Origin of the sequence: Kribbella ginsengisoli (genome assembly GCF_039537185.1) — a bacterium.
Lineage (GTDB): Bacteria > Actinomycetota > Actinomycetes > Propionibacteriales > Kribbellaceae > Kribbella > Kribbella koreensis.
In genome coordinates, this window is record NZ_BAABAA010000001.1 from 950,848 (window position 1) to 975,067 (window position 24,220).

A 24,220-nucleotide genomic window follows, 5' to 3' on the forward strand; every position below is an offset into this window, starting at 1 on the left:
TCAGGCCGCACCGAAGCGTTCGGTGTGGATGCGGCGGAGGGGTATGCCACGGGCGGCCAGCTCGTGGCTGACCGAGTGGACCATCGGGGACGGGCCGCAGAGGAAGTAGTTGAGGTGGGCTGGGTTGCGGGGCAGATGGCGGGTCAGTAGTTCGCCGCCGATCCGGCCGACCTCGCCGGTCCAGTCCGGGCCCGGCTTGCTGAGCACCTCGACCACCTTGAGGTTGAGCCGCCGCCGGACGTCCTCGATCTCCGGCCGGAGCATCATCTCCTCCGCCGTCCGGGCCGCGACGATCAGCCAATGGCGCCGGCGGTCGCGCCGGTCGGCCAGTGTGCGCAACATGCTCAGCATCGGGGTGATGCCGACACCGGCCGCGATCATCATGAAGCCGGCCGAACCGTCGTACCCCTCGATCGTGAACCCGCCGTACGGGCCGTCCAGGAACACCCGCCGGCCGGGGCGCAGCGCGCTGAGCAGCTCGGTGAAGTCGCCGAGCGCCTTGATCGTGAACTGCTTGCGGTACGGGCGGACCGCCGTCGAGGAGATGCTGAACGGATGCTCCTCGAAGACGAAGGCGGTCGAGCCGAACTTCAGCCAGGCGAACTGGCCCGCGTTGAACGGTACGCCGTGATGCCGATCCGCCCGGATCGTCAGCGTGACGCCGTCGCCGGGCTCCCGCCGTACCTCCTCCAGCAGGTATGAGCGCCGCCTTGCACGCAAGGGCAACCACAGCCAGCGGCGTACCGTCAGGCCCAGCACCAGCAGCCCGGTCCCGAAGAACCAGGCGGCCAGCAACGGCATCGACATCAGGTGCCGCAGCCACCAGACATGCAGCCACGCGGTCACCAGCACGATCCACGCCAGCGCGTTGTGGACGAGCCGCCAGCCTTCGTACCGTGGCTGGCGGCGCGCCCTGGTGAGGGCGAGCACGACCATCAGCAGCAGGGCCGCCGTCGAGCAGGTCGCGGCGCGCGCGGCCCAGGTCGTGTGCGCCAGGTCGAAGATCGAGAACCCCCGTGGGTCCTCGATCAGCACCGCGACCAGATGCAGCAGCACCAGGATCGTTGCGGCCCGGGCGATCGAGCGATGGATCCTGAGGATCGTCTCGATCCCGAACGCGGCGATCAGCGGTGAGACCCTGGCCGGCAGGATCACCGCGACCACCAGGGCCGAGAAGGCGACCAGTCCGAGGCTCAGCGCGACCGCCTCGCCGGCCGGCAGATCCTTCGGGCCGAGCGACAGCCAGGTGAGGACGAGCGGCACCAGAAGTGCCTCGAGATAGAGCAGGAACCAGCCGGCTCGCGCGGCCGGTCCGTGGACGTGCGTGGTGACAGTTCTTCGATGGATCATTCCTGATTCCCATCGCTTCCGTGGGGGCGGTGACAGGGAACTTACGCCCGGCGGCGACGCTGCAAGATCGGCCGCTTGCAGTCTTGCGACGGGTTTAACAATCCGATTCCTGATCGCCGATTCGCCCCCGGCGACTCCCACTGGCCTGATCCGGCCATCGACGCGCGAGCGATTTCACATCAGGGCCGCGACGGTCTACGGTCTTCCCACCATGAATCGTTTCATTCGGCTGGGGCGGGAGAACCATGAGGGTTCGGCGATGGATCGCAGTGGCGCTGGCGGCAGCACTGGTCGCGGCGAGCCCGGTGCCGATGGCTGAGGCAGCAGCAGCGGATTGGCAAGGCGCTCAATGGATCAGCCCTGACACAGCCGACAGCAAAACCTGGGACGACTTTGTTCTCGACGTCGATTTCACCATCGAGGCGGCGGCCGCGAGCGTTGTCTTCCGGGCGAAGGACACCGGCAATTTCTACCTATGGCAGATCAACGCGGCCCTTACTCCGGGCAAGGTGCTGTTGCGGCCGCATGCCAAGGTCGACGGCCGGTTCAGCACGCTCGCCGAGATCGATCTCGGTCCGTTCGACCTCAGTGCTCGACACCACCTGAGGGTCCGGGCCGAGGGGGCCACCATCACGACCTGGATCGACGGCACCCAGGTCAGCCAACTCACCGACACCGCGCTCAGCAAAGGCACGGTGGGCTTCCGGTCCTCGACGAGTGACGGGGTCCAGGAGCGCGCGGCGTACGACAACCTCGCGATCCACAGCCTGGCCGGCGACGAGCTCTACCGGGACAGCTACGACACGGAGCCCGGCGGGCAACTGGAGCCGACCGGTGATCCCACGCTGATCCAGCGCGAGCCGGATGCGCCGATGCTGCGCCGCGAGTTCGCGCTCGGCAAGCCGATCGCCAGCGCTCGCGCCGATGTCTACGGGCTCGGTTTCTACGAGCTCCATCTCAACGGCAACAAGGTCGGCGACCACGTTCTGACGCCCGCCAGTTCGCAGTACGGCGAGAGAAACCTCTACGACTCGTACGACGTGACGGCCGCGCTGCGACGTGGCGCCAACGCGGTCGGAGTCTGGCTCGGGAACGGCTATGGCGCGAACTACAACCCGTACGGTTTCCGTTGGCTCGGGCCGAAGCAGGCGATCGTGCTGATCGACGTCACCTATACCGACGGCACCCATCAGGCGATCACCTCCGACCCCAGCTGGAAATGGTCGACCGGCGCGATCGTCGGCAACGACATCTACGGCGGCGAGAAGTACGACGCCCGCCTGAACCAACCAGGCTGGGACAAGCCGGGCTTCGACGACTCGCGCTGGCTGCCGACCAAGGCCGTCGCCGCTCCCAGCCCGAACCTCTCCCCCAACACCATGCCGGCCATCCGCGTGGTGCAGACACTGCGGCCGGCCAGGCTCACCCAGCCGAAGCCCGGCGTCTACATCTACGACCTCGGCCAGAACATCGCCGGCTGGCCGCGGCTGTCATCCATGCAAGGTCCGAGGGGCACCACGATCAAGCTGCGGACCGCCGAGGAGCTCGGCAAGGACGGCCTGCTCGACACCTTCACCAACCGGAATGCGGCCGCGACCGACACCTACATCCTCAGCGGGCAAGGCCCTGAGACGTACGAGCCTCGCTTCACCTACCACGGCTTCCGGTACGTCGAGCTGACCGGCTACCCGGGCCGGCCGACGCTGGACACCCTCCAGGGCCGGGTCGTCCACGCCGATGTCGAGTCGACGGGTTCGTTCGACTCCGACAACGAGTTGCTCAACCAGATCTGGCGTAACAACCGCTGGAGCATCCTCAACAACTCGATGAGCCTGCCCACCGACACCCCGGTACGCGACGAGCGGACCCCACCGACGATGGACGTGCAGGCGTATCGCGACGCGGCGGTGCGCGAGTTCGGGATGAACAGCTTCTACGCCAAGTACCTGCGTGATCTGCCGCCAGGCACGGCATTGCCGAGTGACGCGGCCAAAGCGCAGTACCCGGACATGGCCGGCGGCCAGATCAGCCTGGCCTGGACGCTCTACGAGCAGTACGGCGATCGTGCGACCCTCGCGGAGACCTACCCGAAGATGAAGGCGTTCGTGGACAGGAACGCCACCGACGTTCCCAGCCATATCTGGCCGGCGGATCAGGGCTTCGGCGACTGGTGTCCGCCCGACCACGGGCCGGAGGCCAACGACGGCATGGGCAGTCCGTCAGCCGGCGACTGCTTCAGCGAGGTCTCGCTGGTCAACACGGCCTTGTCGTACCAGCAGGCCGTCGATGTGGCGAAGGCCGCACAGGTGGTCGGCACGGCGACGGAGGTCAGCCACTACACCGAGCTGGCCGACAGCATCCGGCAGGCGTTCAACGACCACTTCCTCAGCGCGGACGGTACGACGTACGGGAGCGGTCGGCAGACGACGAGCGTGCTGCCGCTGGCGTTCGGGATGGTACCGGCTGCGAATGTGAAGGCCGTCGGGGAGCAACTGGTCGCGACGATCCTCAGCAAGGACAAAGGTCATCTCGACACGGGCATCTTCGGCACCCGGTATCTGGTCGACGCGCTGGCGAAGATCGGGCGCATCGACGTGGCGATGACGATCCTGAATCAGCGGACCTATCCGAGCTTCGGTTTCGAGATCGCGCACGGGGCGACGACCTCGTGGGAGCAATGGCTGTACAGCTCGGGGATGGAGACGCACGACCACGCGATGTTCGCGGGGATCAATGCGTCGCTCTACACCGAGTTCGCCGGCATCAAGCCCTCCTCCCCCGGGTACCGGACCGTCACCATCGCCCCGCAGATCCCGCCGCAACTCGGGACCGTCTCGGCCTCGCTCGAGACGGTCAGCGGAAGGATCGCCTCGCGCTGGACGCAGACCGCCGACGGGATCCGGTTGGCCGTCACGATCCCGGCCGGCGTCACGGCGACCGTCGTTCTCGGCGGCATCACCAACACCGTCGGCGCCGGCCACTGGACCTTCAGCACCAAGAAGTGATGCTGCCGGGCGGAGCTGCTACTCCGCCCGGCAGCGGCTTCATCTACTTCAGGCCGAAGGCCCGGGTGATGGTCTGATCGACCGCGGCACCCTTGCCGTCCTCCGCATGCGCCCGCAGGCTGACAAAGCCACTCCGCGGCGCATCGAGCCGCGTCGTCCAGCCCTGAGCAGTACTACGGAGCGCCGCCGGCTGCCACGTCTTGCCATCGTCATAAGAGATGTCGAGCGAAGGCTGACGCAGCCCCGCGGCCGTCGAGCTGACCGACCACTTCGGCGAGATGGTCAGGTCGTCATGGCGCCCGGCCTTGCCGTCGACATCCGTGTCGATCGCATAGTCGAGCTGGATCAACGACACCGGCGCAGCATCCGCGGTCGAAGCGGAGTCGAACGTCCACTCCGTCCGAGTCGCCGTCGAGTACGGGCTCGGGTAGGTCCCCCGCGTGTTGTCGACGACCATCCGATACGGCTGCGACTCCGGCTTGAGGCCACTCACCGTCAGCTGATCGCGGTCGACCTCACCAACCAGGGTCGACCCCTGGTACAGGCTCAGCTTCTGGGTGAGGTCGAAGTTGCCGAACGCGGTACCGGTGTGGTTTCCGCCGCCGTCGCTCCAGCCCGGCGCGACCATCGCGAGACCGTCCTGCAGCCGGACCGGCGACAGCCCCTTGCTCAACCGCGGCCGCTGGATCGGTCCGAACCACTGCACATCGGTCCGGCTACCGGCGGCGTACGACGTCCACTCCGGCTCGGCCTGCTGCACCTCGCGGATGATCTGCGCCTGCGCCTGGTAGGGCTCGCCGGCCATCACGTAGTCCGCGCGCTCGGCGACGAGCGGCATCCCGGTCGTGTTCATCGCCGACTCCCAGTCGACGTTCCAGATGTCGAACCGGTTCTCGATCCCAGTGCCCTGGCGGAAGTTCCGGTACGAGACGTTGAGCCGGGCCAGATCGCCCGTCCGCGCCCGGAACGACGGATCGGCGGGCAAGTGATCCCAGTACTTCGACAAGTCGTACGTGTACTCCTGCATCGGGTTGGAGTTCACCGTGAGACTTCCCCGACCCTTCTCGACGTCGCCGATCAGTGCCTCGCCCTCGTCATGGGTCAGCGTCACGACTGTCAGCGGCACCGGCTGCACCCAGTAGATCGAGTCGGTCCAAGGCGCCGGCCTGCCCACCCCGTCGCTGACCACGACGAGTAGCTTCGCGCCGGCCGCTGCGGCAGCTGCGGCCTGTTCCTCCAGCGATCCGTCGTTTCGTACGACGACTGCCTTGCCACGCTGGTCCTTCGCATCGGCGAGCACCGCGTCGAGCTGGTGCTTCCCCTTCGCCAGCGGCGTATCACCCCGGCGTACCCGCAGGTCGTCGAACGTCTGCTTCGACGAGCTCATCGTCAGCGCAGGCTGCTCCAACCGCCACCGCGCGCCGGTCGTGAAGGTCCCGCTCTTCGCCTTGCCCGTCGGCAGTTCCCAGACGCTGTCGTAGCTCCCGTCCGGCCACCGCGACGATCCCACCGAGAAGACGTCGCGCCCGAAGTCGCGGTAGTTGTTCACCCGTACTTCGCCGAGCGTCGTCGCCTGCGGAGCCGCCACCGTGAGCTGCTTCGCCTTGCGGGCGTCGTAGGTCACCGTGCGGTCCTTGTCGAGGTGGATGTCGAGCAGAGTCAGTACTGCGAGTCCGCGCGACGACGGCCCGTGCGTACCCTCGACATCGGTGGTGAGCCAGGTGGTGTAGTCGCCAGGCGGCAGGCTGATCGTCGTACCGCCCTCCTCGACGACGAACTGCCCATAGCTCGTGCCACCGATCAGGATGGCGTCGCCGGCCAGCGGACGACCGCTGCGGTCCTTGGCGTCGAGAGTCAGGTCGTACCGCTCGCCTTCACGGCCGATACCGATCATCGTGCCCAGCTGCGTGCCGTCGGACTTCTTGGCGATCAGCTGGCCGGACAGTTGCCGGTCAACCGGCGCGACGTCGACCTTGGCGGTCAGCGTGACAGTGGCCGTCCCATGCGCGGGCACAGTCACCGTCGGGCTCGACAGCGCGAACAGGCCGGCCGGTGCGTCCGCGACCTTGGTGCTGAGGTCGAGGGTGACCGGTGCGTCACCGGTGTTGGTGTAGGTCACCACGTTGTCGACAACCTTGCCCGGCTCGACCGGCCAGGCGAAGTGGCCGGAGTACGCGCTCGAGGTCGCGAAGACGGTCGCCTTGCTCGTGGCAGCGATGTCCAGCCGCCCGTTGCCACCCTGGTAGGGGTTGTAGGCAGGGGTCGGCTTCGCAGTACTGACGATCGCGGCCTTGAGTTGCTGGCCGGTCCAGTCCGGATGCTGCGCGGCTAGCAGCGCGACCGCGCCCGCGACGTGCGGCGTCGCCATCGAAGTACCGCTCATCAGCTGGTACGAGCCGCTGCCTTCCGGCGAGTACTGCGACCGCGCGGCGAGGATGTCGACGCCCGGCGCGGTGATGTCAGGCTTGAGCCCGCCGTCACCGACGCGCGGACCCCAGCTCGAGAAGTCGGCGAGCTGGTCGGCGCCGTCGACGGCGCCGACGGTCAGCGCAGCCTCCGCGATGCCCGGCGCGCTGGCGGTGTAGTACCCCGGACCAGCGTTGCCTGCGGCAACAGTGAAGAGCGCGCCGGTCTCGGCAGACAACTCGTTGAGCGACTGGCTGATCGGATCGGTACCGTCGGTCGGCCCGCCGCCGAGGCTCATGCTGACGACCTTGGCGTGCTGATCGCGCGCGGCCCACTCCATCCCGGCGATGATCCAGGACTCCTGGCCGCTGCCCTCGTTGTCGAGCACCTTCCCGATGTGCAGCCGGGCCCCCGGCGCGACGCCGCGCTCGACCCCGCCCGACGCATCGCCAGTGCCGGCGATCGTGGAGGCGACATGGGTGCCGTGGCCGTGCCGGTCGGTGACATCGAGGCCGGGCACGAAGCTGGTCGACGCGGTCACCCGGTCATCGAGGTCGGGGTGCTGCAGGTCGACGCCGGTGTCCAGTACTGCGACATCGACGCCCTCGCCGATGTTGCCGCCGCGCCAGACCTCGGGCGCGCCGATCTGCGCCGTACTGTCGGCCAGGTCGGCCTTCAACTTGCCGTCCAGCCACACCTTCTTGATGCCGGCCCCGAACGCCGCCCGGCCCTTCGAGCCAGAGCCGCCAGTCAGCGACCGCCAGAAGTCGCCGGTGCGGTCGACCGTGAGCGCGGCGCCCTGGATGCTGCTGAGCGTGCTCTGCTTGCGCGCGCCTGCCGGGACAGCCTGCGTGCGGGCCTTCGCGGCGGCGTCGGTGTACGTGACGATCAACGGCAGGCCGTCGTCGTACCCGTCGGCCAGCAGTTTGGTGACGTTGAACAGGTCCTCGTCGAGCAGCTTCGCCGCGAGGAAGCGCGCGGCGGAGCGCGGGTAGACGTAGGTGTCCTTCCCGTCGACCCGGACGTCGTTGTCGACGAGCCGGCCGTCCGGGCCGGTGACGAGATAGCTCTTCTTGCCGTCGGCGCCGACGCTGACCTTGACCAGATCCCCAGTGATCAAGGTGACGGACTGTTCAGCGTGGCCGGCCTCGGCGGCGTACGAGCCGGATGGAGCGATGGGTGGTGCAGCAGCGGCGTACCCGCCGGTCACTGATGCGGCGGCTGCCAGCAGCGCCACCGCCAGGACCGAGAGTCTTCGACCGCGGCCAGGACGTGGAGTCACGAATGCCTCACAGGGGGTCTACGAATGAGTCGCCAGATCGTAGGCCTGGAGTTCCGCCCTGGTTAACCGATTCAGCTGGCCACAATCAGCCGTGTCACGTTTGCGACACCCCGGAAAGTAATGCCGGGTACGGGGTGTCGGGCAGGCCGAGGTTGCGCCAGACGAAGCGTGGGACGCGGGTCAGGAAGCCGATCAGGAACGCCGACGAGTGCTCGATCACCTCGTGGCTGTGCTCGCCGGGGCTGAACCAGACCCAGTCGCCGTCGACCTCGAACGGCGCCGGCGGGCCGGCTATCAGGTACTCCATCTGGCGCGGGTGGATCACGTCGTAGGCGAACTTGGTGTCGTCCGCGGTGACCTTGAACTTCTCGTTGAAGGCGCCGCTCTCGAAGCTGATCCCGCGACCGAACCCCTTCCGGCCGACCGACAGCGCGGGCATCCGGACCGGGAGCTGGAAGCCGAGGACCGCCTCGCTGTGGTTCTCGGTCACCTGCCGGGTCTGGCTGCGGCCTTCGCTGTCGGTGTAGGACTCGGTGCGGGTCGTCTTCCACTCGTGCGTGAACGCGACGAACGGCGGGCCGTTGCCGTCGCGGCCGCGGATCACGTCGGACGTGCTGTGGCTGTGGCCGGACCTGGTCACGCGAGTGGTCTCGAGCAGGCTGTCGTCGACGCCGACCCAGTACCACTCGGGGTGCTGGTAGAAGGTCAACCGCGACGGCCTGGCCGGCTGGATCCATTGGTCCAACGGCGTTGCGTCGACCGCGTCGGCGATCGCGGCGAGCTGGTCAAGCCACTCGGCGAGGACAGCAGGGTCCTTGCGCGGCGGATCCAGTACGACGAGTTGGTCCCCGTCGATGCTGAGGTTCAGCCCGGGCTGCTTCGCGGCCATCACGGTCAGCCGCTCGCAGAGCTGTGGAGTCATCACGGCTGCGCCGAACGCCTGGTCGAGAGCGCCGACCTTCCACCCCGGACCGAGTTGCTGCGGTGCCGGGACGCTCGTCGCGGTGACGCCGTACCGGAGTTGCGTTTGGCCGCCGATGATCCACAGCTCGGGCAGGCGCCGGGACAGGGTGACCATCCCGACCCAGCCCTTCCAGTGCTCGGAGCCGTACTCGATCACCTGGAACGGCCGGCCGGCGCCCGTCGAGCCGGTGATCTGGTCGTCGGGCTTGCGCACGAACCCCAGTCCGAACGGCGGATTCGCGAGCTGGGCCACGGCGTCCCAGGTCGGGCTGCCGTTGAAGGTCCAGCCGCGCTCGCGGAGCGATCGCACGTAGCGCTGGCGGCGGATGATCGCGTAGAGACCGATGGCGACGCCGATACCGGCTACTGCCAGGACGATCCAGATAGTCGGGCTCACGCACTCCCCCTTGGTTCGCGGCTTGTCCGCGGGGCTCGAATTGTTCCCTATGACGCGGGTCGCCCCCGGCTCAGTTCCGTCAGCATCGCTTGAATCGCCGGGCTCGCATCGGCACTCCGCCGCCAAGCAGCCCGTACTTCGCGAGTCGGCCGGCGCTGAAGTGGTCGCGCCACTAGTCCGTCGGCCAGGGGTGGACGGGCCAGCCGCGGGATGAGTGCGATCACGTCACCCGCCTCGACCAATGCGAGCTGGGTGGCGAAGTCGTCGACCAGATGCCGCACGTCCGGCTCCTCCGGCACATCAGCGAACAATCGCCGAAACCACTGGTGGCAGACAGTCCCGGGCGGACTGGTCACCCAGGCCTGCCCAGCGAGGTCGCCGGCCGTCAGCGGTCGCAGCTGGCTGGCGGGGATGGCGGAGGACGACTCGGCTCGCATCGCCAGCGCGTGGCCGGAGTACTGGGCCAGGGGGTGGGTTCTGCTCATGACGAGGTCGCCGACGTCGGTGTGGATGTGGCGGTGGGTGAGGGAGGGTGGGAGTGGCGGCGGGAGGCCGTCGGCGTCGTGGACGAGGGCTAGGTCAGCCGCACCAGCCTCGACGCTCCGGAGTGCTTGGTCTGGGTCCTGCTCGGTGAGGTGGACCTGGAGCTCCGGAGCGGTCGTGGCGAGGGCCCGCAAGGTTGGTGCGAGCAGCCCGCGGATAGCGGTCGAGAACGCGACCACCCGCAGTACGCCGCGCGGTGTCCCCTCCGACACCGACTGAGCCGCCTCCGCGCACCGCTCCAACGCCTGGAACACCTCGGGCGCCGAGTCGACGATCGCCTGCCCAGCGGGCGTGAGCACCACTCCACGCCCGGCCGGAGCGATCACCGGTACGCCGACCTGCCGCTCCAACCGCTTGAGCTGCTGCGACACCGCCGAAGCCGTGAACCCCAGCTCCTCCGCCGCCCGAGCCAACGTCCCCAGCCCGGCAACCGCGCGCAGCGCTCTCAACGCACCAACCTCGATCATGAAGCCACAGTAAGCAATACCGGTGAAAAAGCATCGCTAGACCGCATCAATCATCGTCGACAACGATCAAACCCATGACCGCAGCAGACCTCTTCGGCACCAACCTCGTCGCCATGGTGACCCCGATGAACCCCGACGGCTCGATCAGCCTCCCCGGCCTCACCAGCCTCGTCGACCACCTCCTCACCACCGGCGCCGACGGCCTCGTAGTCGCCGGCACCACCGGCGAAGCCCCCACCCTCACCGACGCCGAAACCACCCAACTCATCCAAGCCGTCGCAACCCAGGCGAACGGCCGCGCCAAGGTCATCGCCGGCATCGGCACCTACGACACCGCCACCACCACCCACCGCGCCCACGCAGCTGAAGCAGCCGGCGCCGATGGCCTCCTACTGGTCACCCCGTACTACTCGAAGCCAACCCAAGCCGGCCTACTAGCCCATTGCCGGGCAGTAGCCGACGCCACCACCCTCCCGGTCATGCTCTACGACGTCCCCCACCGCACCGGCCTGGCGCTCTCCCCCACCACCATCGCCGAGCTGGCCACCCACCCCCACATCCACGCCATCAAGGACGCCAAGGGCGACCTCCCCGAAGCAATGACCCTGATGGCCACCACCTCCCTGGCCTACTACTGCGGCATCGACGACCTCAACCTCCCCTACCTGGCCGCCGGCGCCACCGGCCTGGTCAGCGTCACCGCCAACCTCACCGCCGGCCCAAACGCCGCCCTCCTCGACGCCATCCGCACCAGCGACCTCCCCACCGCCCAAGCCCTCCACCGCTCCCAAATCCCCACCACCACGGCCCTCACAGCCACCTCCCAAGGCGCCCCCAACACCAAGGCAGCCCTAGCCGAGCTAGGCGTGATCCCGCACGCGACAGTCCGCCTCCCCCTGATCGAAGGTCAGCTGTCGGCTTCGGAGCTGAGAACTCTGGCTGCTACTGCGAATGCGCTGTTCGCCGCCGGTACGCCGCAATAGACCGCGCACTGGCCGGGTCTGAGCAGCCCGGCCAGTACGGTCCTACTTCTTGGCGCCGCCGCCGCGGAGCAGGCCCGTGACGTGGTCCCGGGTTTCGTCCCACTTGTCGGCCGGGAGGGAGCCTCGCAGGACGGAGTACGCAAGCCACAGCGCGAGTGCGTAACACGGGAGGCCGAGGCCGATCTTGGCGATCCCCAGGGCGTTCAGCTGGTGGGTCAGATACAGCGGAATCTGGATGGCCAGACGGCCGGCGAACAGACCCGCGAAGACCAGCGTCGCGCGGTTGAAGCCCCGGTACATGTCGGGGTCTTTGCGCCACTCGCCGCCGGTCTGGGTGATCACGCCGTAGAGGGCGCCGAACAGCGGCCAGCGGACGACGATCGAGAGGCCGTAGATGAGGAGGTAGCCGCCGCTGAGGATCATGCCGGGGAGGTAGACGTTCTCGGCCTTGCCACTGCGGTTCGCGACCCACGCGGAGAACGCGACGCCGATGAAGCCGCCGATGACGTTGCGCAGCGGCTGCTTGCGCAGCAGCCGGAGCAGCGCGACCGCGCCACCGCAGGCGACCGCCACGATCAGGGCCAGCTTGAGGTCGTGGTCGGACGCGGCGTACACGATCATGAACGCGATCCACGGCAGACCGACGTCGAGCAGGGCTCCCCAGCCGCCGAGCGCCTGGAAGAAGTCCTTGTCGGTGGTCGCCTCGGGCTTGGCCGGTGACCCTTCCACGGCCGGTACTTCCTCGGCCGGCGGTACTGCCCCGGCCGCCTCGAACTCGGGCTTCAGAATCTCGACGAGCTTCTCGTTCAGGTCCTCGTCGAGCTGGTCACGCTGCGTTCCGTGCGGCTCAGCCATGCGCGGCCGCGGGACGGAGCTCGTACTTCGGGTTGAACATCACCCGGTCCCCGTCCACGACACCGATCCGCCCGGACGCGGTCAGCTCCGATCCCGGGTGGATGCCGGCGATCTTGCGCCGGCCCAGCCAGACCAGCTTGACCGTGCCGGTGCCGTCGTACAGCTCACCCTCGAGCGCCGGTACGCCGCCGCGCGGGCTGAACGTGATCGTGCGCAGCGTGCCGTACAGCGTCACCATCTCCCGGTCATGGCATCCGGTGATCGACCGCGCGCCACAACCCGACGCGTAGTCCTTCAGTACTTCGGCGTCCTGCTCGTCCCGGTCGCCGGCCAGTCCCTTGAAGGCGCGCTTCCACAGCCCCCCGGGTTTCTCACTACCCATGAGCCCAGTGTAAGCCGTTCGTGAGCGTGCTCGGCCGGTATCCGGACATGTCGGTCAGGCCTCTTCCTCGGTCGCTGCCTGGGCACCCGCGGGCAGCCGCAGAGCCAGCGACTCACGCGGCGCCATCGGCTCCGGACCACGGACGACGACCACGTTGCGCAGCGACTGCTCCATCGGCGGCGCGGCGTCCGGCTCGACGGCGGCGCGGCCCAGCACGGTGGCCCGCAGCAGCCAGCGCGGACCGTCCACACCGATGACGCGCGAGGTCTGGCTGAAGATCTGCCCTTCGGGGTCCTCGACCGGTACGACGAGCACGAGCTCGGTCCCGAACGGTCCCTCGGTCTCGGACGCCGTGCCACCCATCCGGGTCGCCTCGGAAGCGATCTCACGCCGCACTTCGGACCAGATGCCACTCGTCTTGGGCGCCGCGAACGCGCGCAGCTCCAGCGCCGAGTCCTCCAGCACCAGCAGCACCGCCTGGACATCACCGCTGGCCTCGTCGACCTGCAGCCGCAGCTCCATGCCCGGCAGCCCGGTGACGACCAGCGCCCCCAGGTCGATCCGGTCCTCGGCCTCGAGCGACTCGGCATCCACCTCGGTCGAGTCGAACGGGCCGGCGCTGCGACCGACCGGCGCGGCCTCTTCGGCGTCGTCGGCCTCGACTGTTTCATCGTCGTCGCCAAAGAAACCGCCAGAGGTGGCCGGCTCGTCGTCGTTCTTGCCCTTGCGACGGAAGATCACTGCTCTAGCCCTACTTCCATAGTCATCATCTAAATCCGCTGGCGGCCATGACTCAGCCAAGGCCCGCCGTAGTCTCGCGCATGCCGCAGGTCAATCGCGTGCACCTGATCAGCGTGTCACACCACCGAAGCCACCCGTCGAGCCGTGGCCACCCTCGCCGCGATCCGACCCGGGCAGCTTCGTCACCTCGACGAACCGGGCCCGCTCGACCCGCTGGATGATCAGCTGCGCGATCCGGTCGCCGCGCTTCAGGGTGATCTCGGCGGCCGGGTCCAGATTGATCAGGCACACCTTGATCTCGCCACGGTAACCCGCGTCCACGGTGCCCGGCGCGTTGACGATCGACACCCCGTGTTTCGCGGCCAGTCCGGAGCGCGGGTGCACGAACGCGGCGTACCCGTCCTGGAGCGCGATCGCGATCCCGGTACCGACCAGTCCCCGCTCCCCTGGCTTCAACGTGATGTCACTGGCTGCCACGAGGTCGGCACCCGCGTCTCCAGGGTGCGCGTACGCCGGTACCGGCAGGTCCTCGTCTAGCCGCTGGATCAGTACCTCAGTCATGGGAGAGGACCCTACCGACGGCACCGGACACCGGGCGTGCCAGGCTGGTGTCGTGGAGCAATACCGGGAACGGCTGAGCGTGCCAGTGAGCTGGTGGGTCATCGCCACTGCCGCAGTGATCACCCTGTACGTCATCACTGCTGTCCCTGCCGGCGTCATAGCGGGCGCAGCGGTCGGCGGGATCGCCGCTGTCCTCCTGCTCACCCTGTTCACCCGGTACGGCGGTGCTGTGGTCGCCGTCGACTCCGAGAAGCTCCGGGCCGGCCGTGCCGCCATCGAGCGGGAGTACCTCGGCAAGGTCGAGCCCCTGTCCGGTGAGGATGCCCGCAACGCGTTCGGCCGCGACTGCGACCCCGCTGCCTTCCTCGTCCTGCGCAGCTACCTGCCTGGCGCGGTACGGGTCGAGATCACTGACCCGCAGGACCCGGCGCCGTACTGGCTGATCGGCACGCGACACCCTGATCGGCTGGCAGCGGCGCTCACAGCCGACAGCGTGGCAAGATCCTGAACAACGGGACCTAGGAGGTAGTCGTGGTCGGAGCGAAGATCGGCTGGAAGCTTGTGCTGATGGCGTTCACCATCGTGGTGTCGCTGGTCGCCAACAAGGCGGTGACGACGGCCTGGAAGATCGGGTCCGGCGGCAAGCCGCCCAAGGGCAACCAGGCCGGCTACATCGAGATCATCACCTGGGCCGTGGCCAGTGGCGCGTCCGCCGCGGCCGCCAAGCGGTTCGCCGAAGACCGCGCGGCCAAGTACTGGCTGAAGTCCACCGGCAGCCTGCCTCCCGGCTACGAGGACAAGCCGAACTCCTGACGCAGCGACTCCGCGACGGGACCGCGCGGGCGGTCGCGAAGCTTCCCGTCGACGTAGACGTCCAGTACGTCGTCGTAGAACGACACCAGCCCGGCGAGCTCCCTAGCCTCCTTCAGCGGCTCCAGGTAGCTCCACAGGAGGCTGTCACTGCCGTAGTAGGTAGCCCTGCCCTTGTAGGCGCAGGTAGTCACCCGGTCGCTCTCCACCAGGTCGATGACGAAGTCTTCCCGCGGTAGGTAGAACCGCGTCGGCAGACTCGTTTCGAACACCAGTGTCGGCCTACTGCTCTCGGCGAGCACCTGCCCGTCCCGCTCGACCCGGACTGTCCGCGAGCTCTGCCGGGCCGCCACCCGGTGATACGGCTCCCGCGGATGCCCCACCAGCCGCTCGTCCTCCTCGTACCACTCGTCGAAGGCCCTGAAGTCCAGTACGACGTATTCGGCCAGGTCGGTGTCCGCCGGCCGGAACCCCGCGCCCGCCAGTCCGTCGACGTCCATCATCTCCCCCGGGCACGAGTGCGCCGCGAAGGGGATGCCGGGATGGAGGATGCCGTCCGGTACCGGCATCACCGGCGCGTCCGACGGCTTCAGCGTGGCGTGCAGCTCGGTGGCCGGTACGGCGTACGAGGGGACCACCCGGCGCGGTTCCCAGACCAGGAGCGCCCTGGCCGTGTCCACCAGCTCGTGACCGTCGTGCCGGATCCGCACCCGCATCTCGGTCGGTTCGTGGCGTAGCTGCCCCAGCCCCTCCGCCCAAAGGTCCCGCATCTGCTTGCTCATACGGCCAGGCTAGGAGCCGCTCGGCCGCCTGCACATCGGTGAGAGCTACCTATTGCAGGACATGACAACGGGACCGTCCCCCCGGAAGGGGACGGTCCCGTGAGTCGGTACGGACTCAGCCGAGCAGGGCGACGATGCTGTGGTTCAGGCAGCGCAGTCGCGGCAGATCAGCTGTCCGTTCTTGCTGTTCGCGAGCTGGCTGCGGTGGTGAACCAGGAAGCAGCTCGAACAGGTGAACTCGTCGGCCTGGCGCGGGAGCACCCGCACCGCCAGCTCTTCGTGGCTCAGGTCCGCGCCGGGCAGCTCGAAGCTTTCCGCAGCTTCCGCCTCGTCCTCGTCGACCTTGCCGGAGTTCTTGTCGTGACGGCGAGTCTTCAGTTCCTCGATCGACTCTTCGCTGGAGTCCTCGTCCGTCTTGCGCGGGGCGTCGTAATCAGTCGCCATGGTGTTCCCTGCCCTCTTCGTACCCGTGGTGTTGCCTGCTGAGCCCTGGAACGGGTAAAGCGGCCGAGAAATTCCGCGATGGAAGCTCTCGTCCCCCGAAACCCTTGACAGACAGGCTGGCAGCGGTGTCAGTACCGCCCCCGAGGCAGGGATTGTGCCCTATCAACGGGCCTTCGCGCGCGTCGGGGTCCACCTTCTGGCCCGCGTGTCGCAGATTGAGACAGGACCGAACAGTCGAATGCTCATTATTGCGTACTAGCGCGCACTAATGAGCAGTTTTACGATCTGAGCGGGTTGGCGGCAGCGAGCGCATCGTGCAGCGCGCTGAACACGGCGGGGGTCGCGGCGATCGACATCTCGGGCGAAACCGGGGCTCCGCCGATCCCGCCGACGGTCGCCCCGGCCTCCGACGCGATCAGTGCGCCCGCACCGTAGTCCCACGGGTTGAGCCCCCGCTCGTACACAGCGTCGAGCCGGCCGCACGCTACGTAACACAGGTCGATCGCGCCGACCCCGATCCGGCGGATGTCGCGGACCTTGGCGATGAGAGATTGCACAACTTCGGCCTGCACCAGGCGGCGGTCCGGGTCGTACCCGAAGCCGGTGCCGACCAGCGCCTTACTCAGATCCGGGCAGTCCGAGACCTGGATCGGCTGCCCGTCGAGGAACGCTCCACCGCCGAGCGTCGCGGTGAACATCTCCCCCTTGGGCGCGTCCACGACCACGCCGGCCACCGTCTGCCCGTCCACCTCGACCGCGATCGACACCGCGTACGTCGGAATGTCGTACAGGTAGTTGACCGTGCCGTCGATCGGGTCGACGACCCACCGGACGCCACTGGAGCCGTTGACGTCGTCACCCTCCTCGCCGAGGAACGAGTCGTCCGGCCGGGCCGCCAGCACCCGGGCCCGGATCAGCTCCTCCGACTCCCGGTCGACAGCCGTGACGATGTCCGTCGCGGTGCTCTTCGTGTCGGCCACGGTGATCGTGCCCCGGCGGCGCTCGACGATCAGCTGGGCTGCCTCGGCGGCGACCTCGACCGCCAGCTTCAACAGGTCCTGGGGGTTCTCGGAGCTCATATGGATTCCTTAGCTGCCGGTGCGGCGGGTTCATTTGAGGTGGGCGCTCCGGGGCGGCGGAGGGCGGGACAGCAGTCGGGGCGGCAGTCATCCCAGCCGGGGCCGAGCTTGCCGAGGCAGGGGCGGGCAGGCTGCTCGCCACGCTCGGCGGCGGCCCGCTCGAGGACCAGGTCGCGCAGCATCGTCACGAACCGCGGGTCGGTACCAGGGGTCGCGGCGCGAGCCATCGGCAGCCGCAGCTTCTCCGCAGTCGCCAGTGCCTCGGTGTCGAGGTCGTAGATGACCTCCATGTGGTCACTGACGAACCCGATCGGTACTACGGCGACACCGGGCACCCCGTCGGCCGCAAGGGCCTCCAGGTGGTCGTTGACGTCCGGCTCCAGCCACGGCACCTGCGGCGGCCCAGAGCGCGAGCAGTAGACCAGGTCGGTCCGGCGCTCGACCCCTGTACGCCGCTGCAGCTCCGCCGTGATCTCGGCGGCCACGTCCTGGTGCCAGCTCACGTATCCGTTGCCGTCGGGGCCACTGGTCTCGTTCATCTTGTTCGGGATGGAGTGCGTCACATACGCGATCGCGGAGCCCTCGGGCAGCTTGCTCAGCGCCTCGGCGGTCGACTCGACGAAGGAGCCGACGAAGCCGGGGTGGTTGGCATAGTGCCGCAGCTTGTCGATCCGCGGCGCACCCTCGACCGCAGCGGTCGCATCGGCCAGGTTCTCCCGGTACTGCCGGCAGCCGGAGTACGAGGGGTAGGCGCTGGTGACGATCACCACAGCCCGGCGTACGCCGTCGGCCGTCATCTGGCGCAACGTGTCGGTCAGGTACGGCTCCCAGTTGCGGTTGCCCCAGTACAGCGGCAGGTCAAGGCCCACCTCGTCGAAGGACTCACGCAGCGCGCTCAGCAGCTCACGGTTCTGGTCGTTGATCGGGCTGCGGCCGCCGAACGAGTAGTAGTGCTCACCCACCTCCACCAGCCGCTCGTCCGGGATGCCGCGGCCGCGGGTGACGTTCTGCAGGAAGGGCAGCACGTCCGCGGGCTTCTCGGGACCACCGAAGGACAGCAGCAGGACGGCGTCGTACGGGGTGGGGTCAAAGACTGGATCTGGCGTCGGCTCGACGGGCATACCCCGATGATCCCAGGCGCACCGGAAATGGATGCGTGTGGTCCCCTCGGCGCGAGTTAGGGTGAACTCGATTTCCTATGCTGAAGCCCTACGTACACCTCATGCGCCGCCCTGGCGCCCGTGCCTTCTTCGTTGCCGCGATCATCGGCCGGATGCCGATCTCGATGCTCGGCCTCGGCATCGTCATCCTGATCGCCCGGGAGAGCGGCTCCTACGGGCTGGCCGGCGCGGTCTCGGCCGCCGGGGTGATCGCGGGAGCGCTCACCGGACCGATCCAGGGCCGGCTGGTCGACCGCTGGGGCCAGCGGTCGCTGCTCCTGGTCGGTACGACGCTGTGCACGATCGCGCTCGGCGGTCTGCTCGTCGCGGTCCGTGCCGACGCGCCGTCCTGGGTGCTGTACGTCATCTCGTTCGTTGCCGGGGGCACCCGTCCGCAGGTCGGCTCGTTCGTCCGGGCCCGCTGGACCCATCTGCTCGGCCGGGGGCGCGCCCTGCAGACCGCGTTCGCGCTCGAGGCCGTCGGCGACGAGGTCGTCTTCATCGTCGGTCCGGTCCTCGTCACGGCCCTCGCCACCCAGATCAGCCCGTACGCCGGACTGGCGGCAGCCGGACTCCTCGGCCTGGGTGGTGGCATCTGGCTGGCCTCACTGCGCGCCTCCGACCCGCCAGGACGCGGCAGCGCGAACGGTACCGAGAAGGCACCGCTCCCCTGGCTCTCCCTCCTCCTGCTCAGCATCATCGGGCTCGGCCTGGGCGCCACGCTGGGAAGCGCTGAGGTCGTCACTGTCGCGTTCACCGCCTCCGAGGGCAAGCCGGGCATGTCCGGCGTCGTACTGGCCGTGTGGGCGCTCGGGTCGCTGCTGGCGGGCCTCTGGTACGGATCGGTGCACTGGAAGGCGCCGGTGGAGCGACGGCTGCTGCTCGGCACCATCGCTTTGGCCATCACGCTCGCGCCGCTGCCCTTCGTCGGCAACATCCTCGTGCTGGGCGTGGTGCTGTTCGGGGCCGGTCTGACGATCGCGCCGACGATGGTCGCGGTCACCGCGTGTGTCGAGGAGTGGGTACCGCCCCAGCGGCTCACCGAGGCGATCACCTGGACCGTCACCGGGCTGCTGCTCGGTGTCGCCCCGGGCAACGCGGCCGCCGGACACGCGGTCGACGTGTGGGGCGCCTCGACGGCGTACTGGGTCCCGGTCAGCGTCGGCATCACGTGTGCCCTGATCGCGAGCGTCTCGGTCACCTTCGCCCGCCCGAAGACCCGCTTCGCCCACAACTGAGGTTGACTCTCCCCCGAGGGGAGACAGGAGGGTGGCCGGTATGGACGAACTCTTCCCGATCGGTGAACTGGCCCGGCGGACCGGACTCACGGTCAAGGCGGTCCGGTACTACTCCGACCGCGGGCTCGTTCCACCGACCGACCGCAGCCCGGCCGGTTACCGCCGCTACGACCTCGCCGCCGTCGCCCGACTCGAACTGGTCCGGTCCTTGCGGGAGCTCGGGCTCGATCTCGGCACGATCCGCCAGGTGCTGGATCAGGAGCTCGCGCTCTCCGACGTGGCCGCAGCCCATGCGGAGGCGCTCGCGGTCCAGATCCGGACGCTGCGGTTGCGGCGCGCGATCCTCACGGCGGTGGCCGAGCGTGGCTCGACTCCTGAGGAGCTGAATCTCATGCACCGACTGGCCCGACTCTCCGAAACCGAACGATCGCAACTGGTCGACGACTTCCTGATGAGCGTCTTCGGATCGGACCCGGTGTTCGCGGGCATCCGGCAGACGCTCACCGCTGAGCTACCGGACCATCCGTCTGCGGAGCAGCTGGAAGCCTGGGTCGAGCTTGCCGAGCTCGCCCAGCAGGAGTCCTTCCGTTCCAGCGTCCGGCTGATGGCGGCCGACTATGCGGTCGTCGTCGTGCGGCCGGGGACGCTGCGTGAGCGGTTCGCGCAGTTGCAGCGACCTGTGGATCCGCGCTGGGACCGGTACCTGGAACTGCTTGCCGTGGTCAACGGATGGGCTGCTCTACGTCATACGGGGTAGCGGGGCGTTCCAGCCTCGGCGGATGGCGATGAAGCGGATCAGGAAGCAGACGACGGCCGCTGCGAGGGTGGTCCAGGGCGCGTCGTAGTGGAGGGCGTTGACGACGACCACGATGCCGGCGCCGAGGAAGGCGGGGGTGGCGTAGATCTCGCTGCGCAGTACGACGGGGACGCGGCCGGAGAGCAGATCGCGGATGACGCCGCCGCCGATACCGGAGATCGTGCCGACGAGCGCGGCCGACAGCGGCGGCAGTCCGTACTCCAGCGCCTTGCGAGCGCCCGTGACGCAGAACAACGCAAGCCCGGCCGCATCGAAGATGTTGACCAGCCGCTCGACCCGCCCGATCCCCGGATGCAGGAAGAAGGTGATCAGCCCAGCCGCCACCGGCACCACCAGATACCGCCAGTCGACCAGCGCGGCCGGCGGAGTCGCGCCGATCAGCACATCGCGGATGAACCCACCTCCGAGCCCGGTCACCAGCGCCAGCACCTGGATCCCGAACACGTCCAGCTTCTTGCGTACTCCGACCAGCGCTCCGGTGATCCCGAACACGAAGATCCCCACCAGATCGAGCACATGCAAAGCCCATCCACTCACCCCCGCACCGTAGCCGCGCCCCGAAAACCAGCGGCACCCGCCACGCCGACCCCCTACCCTGCATGCATGAGCGGACCCCCCGAAGTCGACTACACAGCCACCTCGGCCCGCCCTTCATGGAGCGCTCTCCCGGCGTCCCTCCGCGATGCCCTGGAAGTTGCCCTAGGCACCGAAATCCTCGAGGCCGCCCCCTCGGTAGGCTCCGGCTTCACCGGCGGCTTCGCAGCCCCCGTCACCCTCGCAGACGGCCGCCAACTCTTCATCAAAGCCGCAGACGACAGCCAACACCCGTACAAGGCCTACCAACGCGAAGCAGAACTGGTCCCCCGCCTACCGGCATCCATCCGAGTCCCCCGCATCCTCGCAACAGCCCACGCAACCGCACCCCGTACGGCCGCTGCCGCAGGCAGCCCGCCAGGCGCCGCCACCGGCGGCAAGCCCAGCACCACCATCAGCGGCGCGACCGCTTCCTCCCCCACCCCCGCGACCGAAGGCGAAGCCCGATGGTTCGCGGTTGCGTCGGAGCGGGTCGACGCTCGGATGCCAGGCATGCCCTGGACTCCGGAGGACTTCGCGACGGTGACTTCTACGCTTGAGCAGATGGCGGATGCTCTAACACCCAGTCCGTTCGACGATCTCGAGCCTTTCAGTGCTGAGATCGAGGGGCCCAGCTTTCCGCGGTACCGGCCGGCCGAGATTCTGGCTGGGAAGGAGCCGATGCCTGAAGGGTTCCAGCCGTGGCTGCCTGATCGGCTCCGAGAGCTTCAGGAGCTGGTTGAGCTTTATCCGACGGCGCTGGCACCCACGTCAGCGATCCACACCGACATCCGGCCGGACAACCTTCTGATCGACGCAAGCAACATCTGCTGGACCGTCGACTGGAACTGGCTGTCGCTCGGCCCCGCCTGGTTCGACTGGGTCGGGCTGCTTCCGCTCGCCCACCGCCACGGCATCGACACCCTCGCCGCCGTCAAAACCAGCCCGCTGACAGCAGACGTACCACCCGAGCACCTCGACTGTTTCGCCGCCGTCCTCGCCGTCTACTTCATCAACCGGCTCGACGCTCCGCCCCCACTCGGCTGCACCCCGGAGATCCGCCGCCACCAGCGTCTCTACGCCTGGGCCTACTTCGATTGGCTCGCCATCAGGCGCAACTGGGGGTAGAGCGCCTAGATTGTATACATGAGCAAAGGACCCACGACCCGGTACAAGGTCGAGGTGCAGGACGGCACCAAGACGTCCCGCCGCGAGGACGTGGTGGTCACCGAGGAACCGCTCGAGCTCCGCCTCGAGTGGCCCGGTCGCCCGCCCGAGCCGCTCGTCATCACCATGCGCACCCCCGGCTCCGACTTCGAGCTCGCCGCCGGCTTCTGCCTCGGCGAGGGCTTCGCCGTACGACCGGACGCGATCAGCACGGTCGCCTACTGCACCGACGTGAAGCTCACCCGCGAGCAGCAGTTCAACACCGTCACCGTCGCCTTCGACGGCCCGCCTGACCGCGAACCACCCCAGCGGTACGGCGTCACCTCGGCCGCCTGTGGCGTCTGTGGCCAGCAGAGCCTCGACGAGCTCGCCGAGCGTCAGTACGACCCAGTCGACCCGGTAGAGGTCCCGCTGGACGTAGTACTCCGCCTGCCCGACCTCCTCCGCGACGCGCAGCCCACCTTCGGCCGTACCGGAGGCCTGCACGCAGCTGGCCTCTTCACCCCCGACGGCCAGAAGGTAGTGGTCCGGGAGGACGTCGGCCGCCACAATGCCGTCGACAAGGTGGTCGGCTGGACCGTGCTCAACCAGCGCAGCCGCAAGGACCTAGTCCTCGTAGTCAGCGGCCGGATGGGCTACGAGTTGGTCCAGAAGACGGTCGCCGCGGGCATCGGCATGATGGTCGCCGTCGGAGCGCCGTCCAGCCTCGCCGTCGATCTCGCGCGACGGTTCGGCGTCACCCTCGTCGGCTTCGCCCGGGGCGAGCGCTGTGTGATCTACAGCTCACCCGACCGGGTCCTGCGCTGACCCATCCGATGACCACTCTGCTCCGAAGTACTCCCGACCAGCTGGATCGAGTCGGAGGAAACGCCTTGTGAGCGAGGAGACCGCTTTACCGTGGCCGCGGGTGGTGAACCCGGCGACCGGTAGCCCGGCCGACCTGATGGCCCGGGTGGCGCGCGGCGACACCGACGCGTTCGCCGAGCTGTACGACCAGATGGCGCCCCGCGTCTACGGCCTGGTCCGGCGCGTCCTGCGCAACCCGGCCCAGTCCGAGGAGGTGACCCAGGAGGTGATGGTGGAGATCTGGCGCACGGCGACCCGGTACGACGCCGATCGCGGATCGCTCACCTCATGGGTCCTGACGATGGCGCACCGCCGGGCGATCGACCGGGTCCGCTCGGAGCAGTCGTCGACCGACCGGGAGCAGGCGGTCGCGGCGGCGAGTTCGACCACGGAGTACGACGAGGTCGCGGAAGCCGTGACCACGAACCTCGAGGTCGAGCAGGTCCGGCACTGTCTGTCCTCACTGACCGAGCTGCAGCGGGAATCGGTGACGCTGGCCTACTACGGCGGATACTCGTACCGGGAAGTGGCGGAGTTGCTCGACGCCAAGCTAGCGACGATCAAAGCACGCATGCGCGACGGCCTGATCCGGCTGCGCGACTGCCTGGGTGTGACGGGGAGGTGAGGGCCATGACGACACCGGAAGTGCACGCGCTGACCGGTCCCTACGTATTGAACGCACTGCCCGAGGACGAGCGGATCAACTTCGAGGAGCACCTCGCCGATTGCCAGTCCTGCAGCGCGGAGGTCGCGGAGCTCCGTGAAGCGGCCAACAAGCTCGGTACGGCGGTCGCCACCCAGCCACCGCCCGCACTGAAGGCCCGGGTCCTCGCCGAGATCGCGGGCACCCGGCAACTACCGCCGCTGGTGCGCCCCGAAGTACAGGTCGAGCTCCCCGCGCCGGTACGCCGGAAGTCCTTCAACCGCCGCTCCCTCTTCAGCCTGGCCGCGGCCGGCCTCCTCGTCGCCGGCGCCGGCGGCATCGCCGTCGACCAGTACCGCGACAGCTCCCGCGAACACCAGCAGAACCAGCAACTGGCCGCCCTGCTGGCCGAGCCCGACGCCAAGACCGTCCGCGGCAACCTGAAGGACGGCGGCCAGGCGGCCGTCGTGATGTCCCCCAGCAAGGACACCGCCATCGTCCTCCTCAACAACCTGCCCAAACTCCCCAGCAACAAGACCTACCAACTCTGGCTGAGCGACAAGTCCCAGGTGATGCACTCGGTCGGCGTAACCACCTCCGACGGCCCCCAGGTCATCCGCGGCGGCGTAGCCGACAAAATCGCCTTCGGCCTGACCATCGAGAACAAACCCGGCGCCACCGAACCAACCCTCACCACAGCCAGCGTCATCCCGATGACCTGACCGG

General features: G+C 68.5%; 23 protein-coding genes. 10 read left to right on the forward strand and 13 right to left on the reverse strand.

The window, feature by feature from the left end; all coding sequences use genetic code 11:
• Nucleotides 1-1,350, reverse strand: coding sequence for a ferredoxin reductase family protein (locus ABD768_RS04170; RefSeq protein ID WP_344837494.1), 1,350 nt, complete (start codon nt 1,348-1,350; stop codon nt 1-3).
• A gap of 245 nt (nt 1,351-1,595) precedes the next feature.
• Between ABD768_RS04170 and ABD768_RS04175 the strand changes: the two genes are divergently transcribed.
• Nucleotides 1,596-4,355: a family 78 glycoside hydrolase catalytic domain gene (locus ABD768_RS04175; protein ID WP_344837496.1), complete on the forward strand. Its 2,760-nt coding sequence runs from the start codon at nt 1,596-1,598 to the stop codon at nt 4,353-4,355.
• Nucleotides 4,356-4,398: 43 nt separating this feature from the next.
• Here ABD768_RS04175 and ABD768_RS04180 read toward each other — a convergent pair whose 3' ends face one another.
• The 3 genes from ABD768_RS04180 to ABD768_RS04190 form a co-directional block, all read right to left on the reverse strand.
• On the reverse strand, nt 4,399-8,043 hold the full coding sequence (locus ABD768_RS04180; protein ID WP_344837499.1) for a S8 family peptidase: 3,645 nt from the start codon (nt 8,041-8,043) through the stop codon (nt 4,399-4,401).
• Between the two features lie 94 nt (nt 8,044-8,137).
• Entirely contained in the window at nt 8,138-9,403 is a 1,266-nt protein-coding gene (locus ABD768_RS04185) for a hypothetical protein (protein ID WP_344837502.1), read from the reverse strand.
• Nucleotides 9,404-9,450: 47 nt separating this feature from the next.
• Nucleotides 9,451-10,413 (reverse strand): LysR family transcriptional regulator, encoded by a 963-nt coding sequence (locus ABD768_RS04190; protein ID WP_344837505.1) that lies wholly within the window; start codon nt 10,411-10,413, stop codon nt 9,451-9,453.
• 74 nt (nt 10,414-10,487) lie between these two features.
• On the opposite strand from ABD768_RS04190, the gene dapA reads away from it, so the two are divergent.
• A complete protein-coding gene (gene dapA, locus ABD768_RS04195) occupies nt 10,488-11,396 on the forward strand; it encodes a 4-hydroxy-tetrahydrodipicolinate synthase (RefSeq protein ID WP_344837508.1) in 909 nt (302 codons plus the stop codon).
• Nucleotides 11,397-11,438: 42 nt separating this feature from the next.
• On the opposite strand, the gene ABD768_RS04200 is transcribed toward dapA, so the two are convergent.
• The 4 genes from ABD768_RS04200 to dut all read right to left on the reverse strand — a co-directional run bounded on the left by ABD768_RS04200 (nt 11,439) and on the right by dut (nt 13,935).
• Nucleotides 11,439-12,251: a DUF3159 domain-containing protein gene (locus ABD768_RS04200; protein ID WP_344837511.1), complete on the reverse strand. Its 813-nt coding sequence runs from the start codon at nt 12,249-12,251 to the stop codon at nt 11,439-11,441.
• A complete protein-coding gene (locus ABD768_RS04205) occupies nt 12,244-12,633 on the reverse strand; it encodes an OB-fold nucleic acid binding domain-containing protein (RefSeq protein ID WP_343978312.1) in 390 nt (129 codons plus the stop codon). Before ABD768_RS04205 ends, ABD768_RS04200 begins: the two co-directional genes overlap by 8 nt.
• 54 nt (nt 12,634-12,687) lie before the next feature.
• Nucleotides 12,688-13,374: a DUF3710 domain-containing protein gene (locus tag ABD768_RS04210; RefSeq protein WP_343978309.1), complete on the reverse strand. Its 687-nt coding sequence runs from the start codon at nt 13,372-13,374 to the stop codon at nt 12,688-12,690.
• A 108-nt stretch (nt 13,375-13,482) separates the two neighbouring features.
• Nucleotides 13,483-13,935, reverse strand: coding sequence for a dUTP diphosphatase (gene dut / locus ABD768_RS04215; RefSeq protein WP_343978306.1), 453 nt, complete (start codon nt 13,933-13,935; stop codon nt 13,483-13,485).
• A gap of 52 nt (nt 13,936-13,987) precedes the next feature.
• On the opposite strand from dut, the gene ABD768_RS04220 reads away from it, so the two are divergent.
• Together ABD768_RS04220 and ABD768_RS04225 are read left to right on the forward strand one after the other, a co-directional pair.
• Nucleotides 13,988-14,443: a DUF3093 domain-containing protein gene (locus ABD768_RS04220; RefSeq protein WP_344837516.1), complete on the forward strand. Its 456-nt coding sequence runs from the start codon at nt 13,988-13,990 to the stop codon at nt 14,441-14,443.
• A 23-nt stretch (nt 14,444-14,466) separates the two neighbouring features.
• Entirely contained in the window at nt 14,467-14,748 is a 282-nt protein-coding gene (locus ABD768_RS04225) for a DUF4235 domain-containing protein (RefSeq protein ID WP_343978300.1), read from the forward strand.
• Here the strand turns inward: ABD768_RS04225 and ABD768_RS04230 are convergent.
• The 4 genes from ABD768_RS04230 to ABD768_RS04245 form a co-directional block, all read right to left on the reverse strand.
• Nucleotides 14,724-15,527, reverse strand: a complete 804-nt coding sequence (locus ABD768_RS04230) for a DUF427 domain-containing protein (RefSeq protein ID WP_344837519.1) — start codon at nt 15,525-15,527, stop codon at nt 14,724-14,726. The two genes, ABD768_RS04225 and ABD768_RS04230, sit on opposite strands and share 25 nt — an antisense overlap.
• A 144-nt stretch (nt 15,528-15,671) precedes the next feature.
• Entirely contained in the window at nt 15,672-15,971 is a 300-nt protein-coding gene (locus tag ABD768_RS04235) for a DUF4193 domain-containing protein (protein ID WP_012921380.1), read from the reverse strand.
• Nucleotides 15,972-16,249: 278 nt separating this feature from the next.
• Nucleotides 16,250-17,050, reverse strand: coding sequence for an inositol monophosphatase family protein (locus ABD768_RS04240; RefSeq protein ID WP_343978294.1), 801 nt, complete (start codon nt 17,048-17,050; stop codon nt 16,250-16,252).
• The gene (locus tag ABD768_RS04245) at nt 17,047-18,171 is read right to left on the reverse strand and encodes a ferrochelatase (protein ID WP_344837522.1); all 1,125 of its coding nucleotides are present in this window, start codon (nt 18,169-18,171) and stop codon (nt 17,047-17,049) included. Before ABD768_RS04245 ends, ABD768_RS04240 begins: the two co-directional genes overlap by 4 nt.
• A 101-nt stretch (nt 18,172-18,272) precedes the next feature.
• Here ABD768_RS04245 and ABD768_RS04250 point away from each other — a divergent pair, with 101 nt between their 5' ends.
• Nucleotides 18,273-19,448, forward strand: a complete 1,176-nt coding sequence (locus ABD768_RS04250) for an MFS transporter (RefSeq protein ID WP_344837525.1) — start codon at nt 18,273-18,275, stop codon at nt 19,446-19,448.
• Between the two features lie 40 nt (nt 19,449-19,488).
• Nucleotides 19,489-20,205, forward strand: a complete 717-nt coding sequence (locus tag ABD768_RS04255; RefSeq protein WP_344837527.1) for a MerR family transcriptional regulator — start codon at nt 19,489-19,491, stop codon at nt 20,203-20,205.
• Here ABD768_RS04255 and ABD768_RS04260 read toward each other — a convergent pair.
• Entirely contained in the window at nt 20,188-20,802 is a 615-nt protein-coding gene (locus tag ABD768_RS04260; protein ID WP_343978283.1) for a trimeric intracellular cation channel family protein, read from the reverse strand. The two genes, ABD768_RS04255 and ABD768_RS04260, sit on opposite strands and share 18 nt — an antisense overlap.
• Before the next feature lie 66 nt (nt 20,803-20,868).
• On the opposite strand from ABD768_RS04260, the gene ABD768_RS04265 reads away from it, so the two are divergent.
• The 4 genes from ABD768_RS04265 (at nt 20,869) to ABD768_RS04280 (ending at nt 24,216) form a co-directional block, all read left to right on the forward strand.
• Nucleotides 20,869-21,966, forward strand: a complete 1,098-nt coding sequence (locus tag ABD768_RS04265; protein ID WP_344837531.1) for a phosphotransferase — start codon at nt 20,869-20,871, stop codon at nt 21,964-21,966.
• 18 nt (nt 21,967-21,984) lie between these two features.
• The gene (fdhD, locus tag ABD768_RS04270) at nt 21,985-22,812 is read left to right on the forward strand and encodes a formate dehydrogenase accessory sulfurtransferase FdhD (RefSeq protein ID WP_344837534.1); all 828 of its coding nucleotides are present in this window, start codon (nt 21,985-21,987) and stop codon (nt 22,810-22,812) included.
• 67 nt (nt 22,813-22,879) lie between these two features.
• Nucleotides 22,880-23,476, forward strand: a complete 597-nt coding sequence (locus ABD768_RS04275; protein ID WP_344837537.1) for a sigma-70 family RNA polymerase sigma factor — start codon at nt 22,880-22,882, stop codon at nt 23,474-23,476.
• A gap of 5 nt (nt 23,477-23,481) precedes the next feature.
• Nucleotides 23,482-24,216: an anti-sigma factor gene (locus tag ABD768_RS04280; protein WP_344837540.1), complete on the forward strand. Its 735-nt coding sequence runs from the start codon at nt 23,482-23,484 to the stop codon at nt 24,214-24,216.
• Nucleotides 24,217-24,220: the final 4 nt, after the last annotated feature.

Coding starts and splice junctions, on each gene's coding strand:
- ABD768_RS04230 (WP_344837519.1), bottom strand. CDS start 15,527: ATGAGCAAGCAGATGCGGGACCTTTGGGCGGAGGGGCTGGGGCAGCTA.
- ABD768_RS04170 (WP_344837494.1), bottom strand. CDS start 1,350: ATGATCCATCGAAGAACTGTCACCACGCACGTCCACGGACCGGCCGCG.
- dut (WP_343978306.1), bottom strand. CDS start 13,935: ATGACTGAGGTACTGATCCAGCGGCTAGACGAGGACCTGCCGGTACCG.
- ABD768_RS04240 (WP_343978294.1), bottom strand. CDS start 17,050: ATGAGCTCCGAGAACCCCCAGGACCTGTTGAAGCTGGCGGTCGAGGTC.
- ABD768_RS04235 (WP_012921380.1), bottom strand. CDS start 15,971: ATGGCGACTGATTACGACGCCCCGCGCAAGACGGACGAGGACTCCAGC.
- ABD768_RS04280 (WP_344837540.1), top strand. CDS start 23,482: ATGACGACACCGGAAGTGCACGCGCTGACCGGTCCCTACGTATTGAAC.
- fdhD (WP_344837534.1), top strand. CDS start 21,985: ATGAGCAAAGGACCCACGACCCGGTACAAGGTCGAGGTGCAGGACGGC.
- ABD768_RS04175 (WP_344837496.1), top strand. CDS start 1,596: ATGAGGGTTCGGCGATGGATCGCAGTGGCGCTGGCGGCAGCACTGGTC.
- ABD768_RS04245 (WP_344837522.1), bottom strand. CDS start 18,171: ATGCCCGTCGAGCCGACGCCAGATCCAGTCTTTGACCCCACCCCGTAC.
- ABD768_RS04255 (WP_344837527.1), top strand. CDS start 19,489: ATGGACGAACTCTTCCCGATCGGTGAACTGGCCCGGCGGACCGGACTC.
- ABD768_RS04200 (WP_344837511.1), bottom strand. CDS start 12,251: ATGGCTGAGCCGCACGGAACGCAGCGTGACCAGCTCGACGAGGACCTG.
- ABD768_RS04250 (WP_344837525.1), top strand. CDS start 18,273: ATGCGCCGCCCTGGCGCCCGTGCCTTCTTCGTTGCCGCGATCATCGGC.
- ABD768_RS04265 (WP_344837531.1), top strand. CDS start 20,869: ATGAGCGGACCCCCCGAAGTCGACTACACAGCCACCTCGGCCCGCCCT.
- ABD768_RS04205 (WP_343978312.1), bottom strand. CDS start 12,633: ATGGGTAGTGAGAAACCCGGGGGGCTGTGGAAGCGCGCCTTCAAGGGA.
- dapA (WP_344837508.1), top strand. CDS start 10,488: ATGACCGCAGCAGACCTCTTCGGCACCAACCTCGTCGCCATGGTGACC.
- ABD768_RS04190 (WP_344837505.1), bottom strand. CDS start 10,413: ATGATCGAGGTTGGTGCGTTGAGAGCGCTGCGCGCGGTTGCCGGGCTG.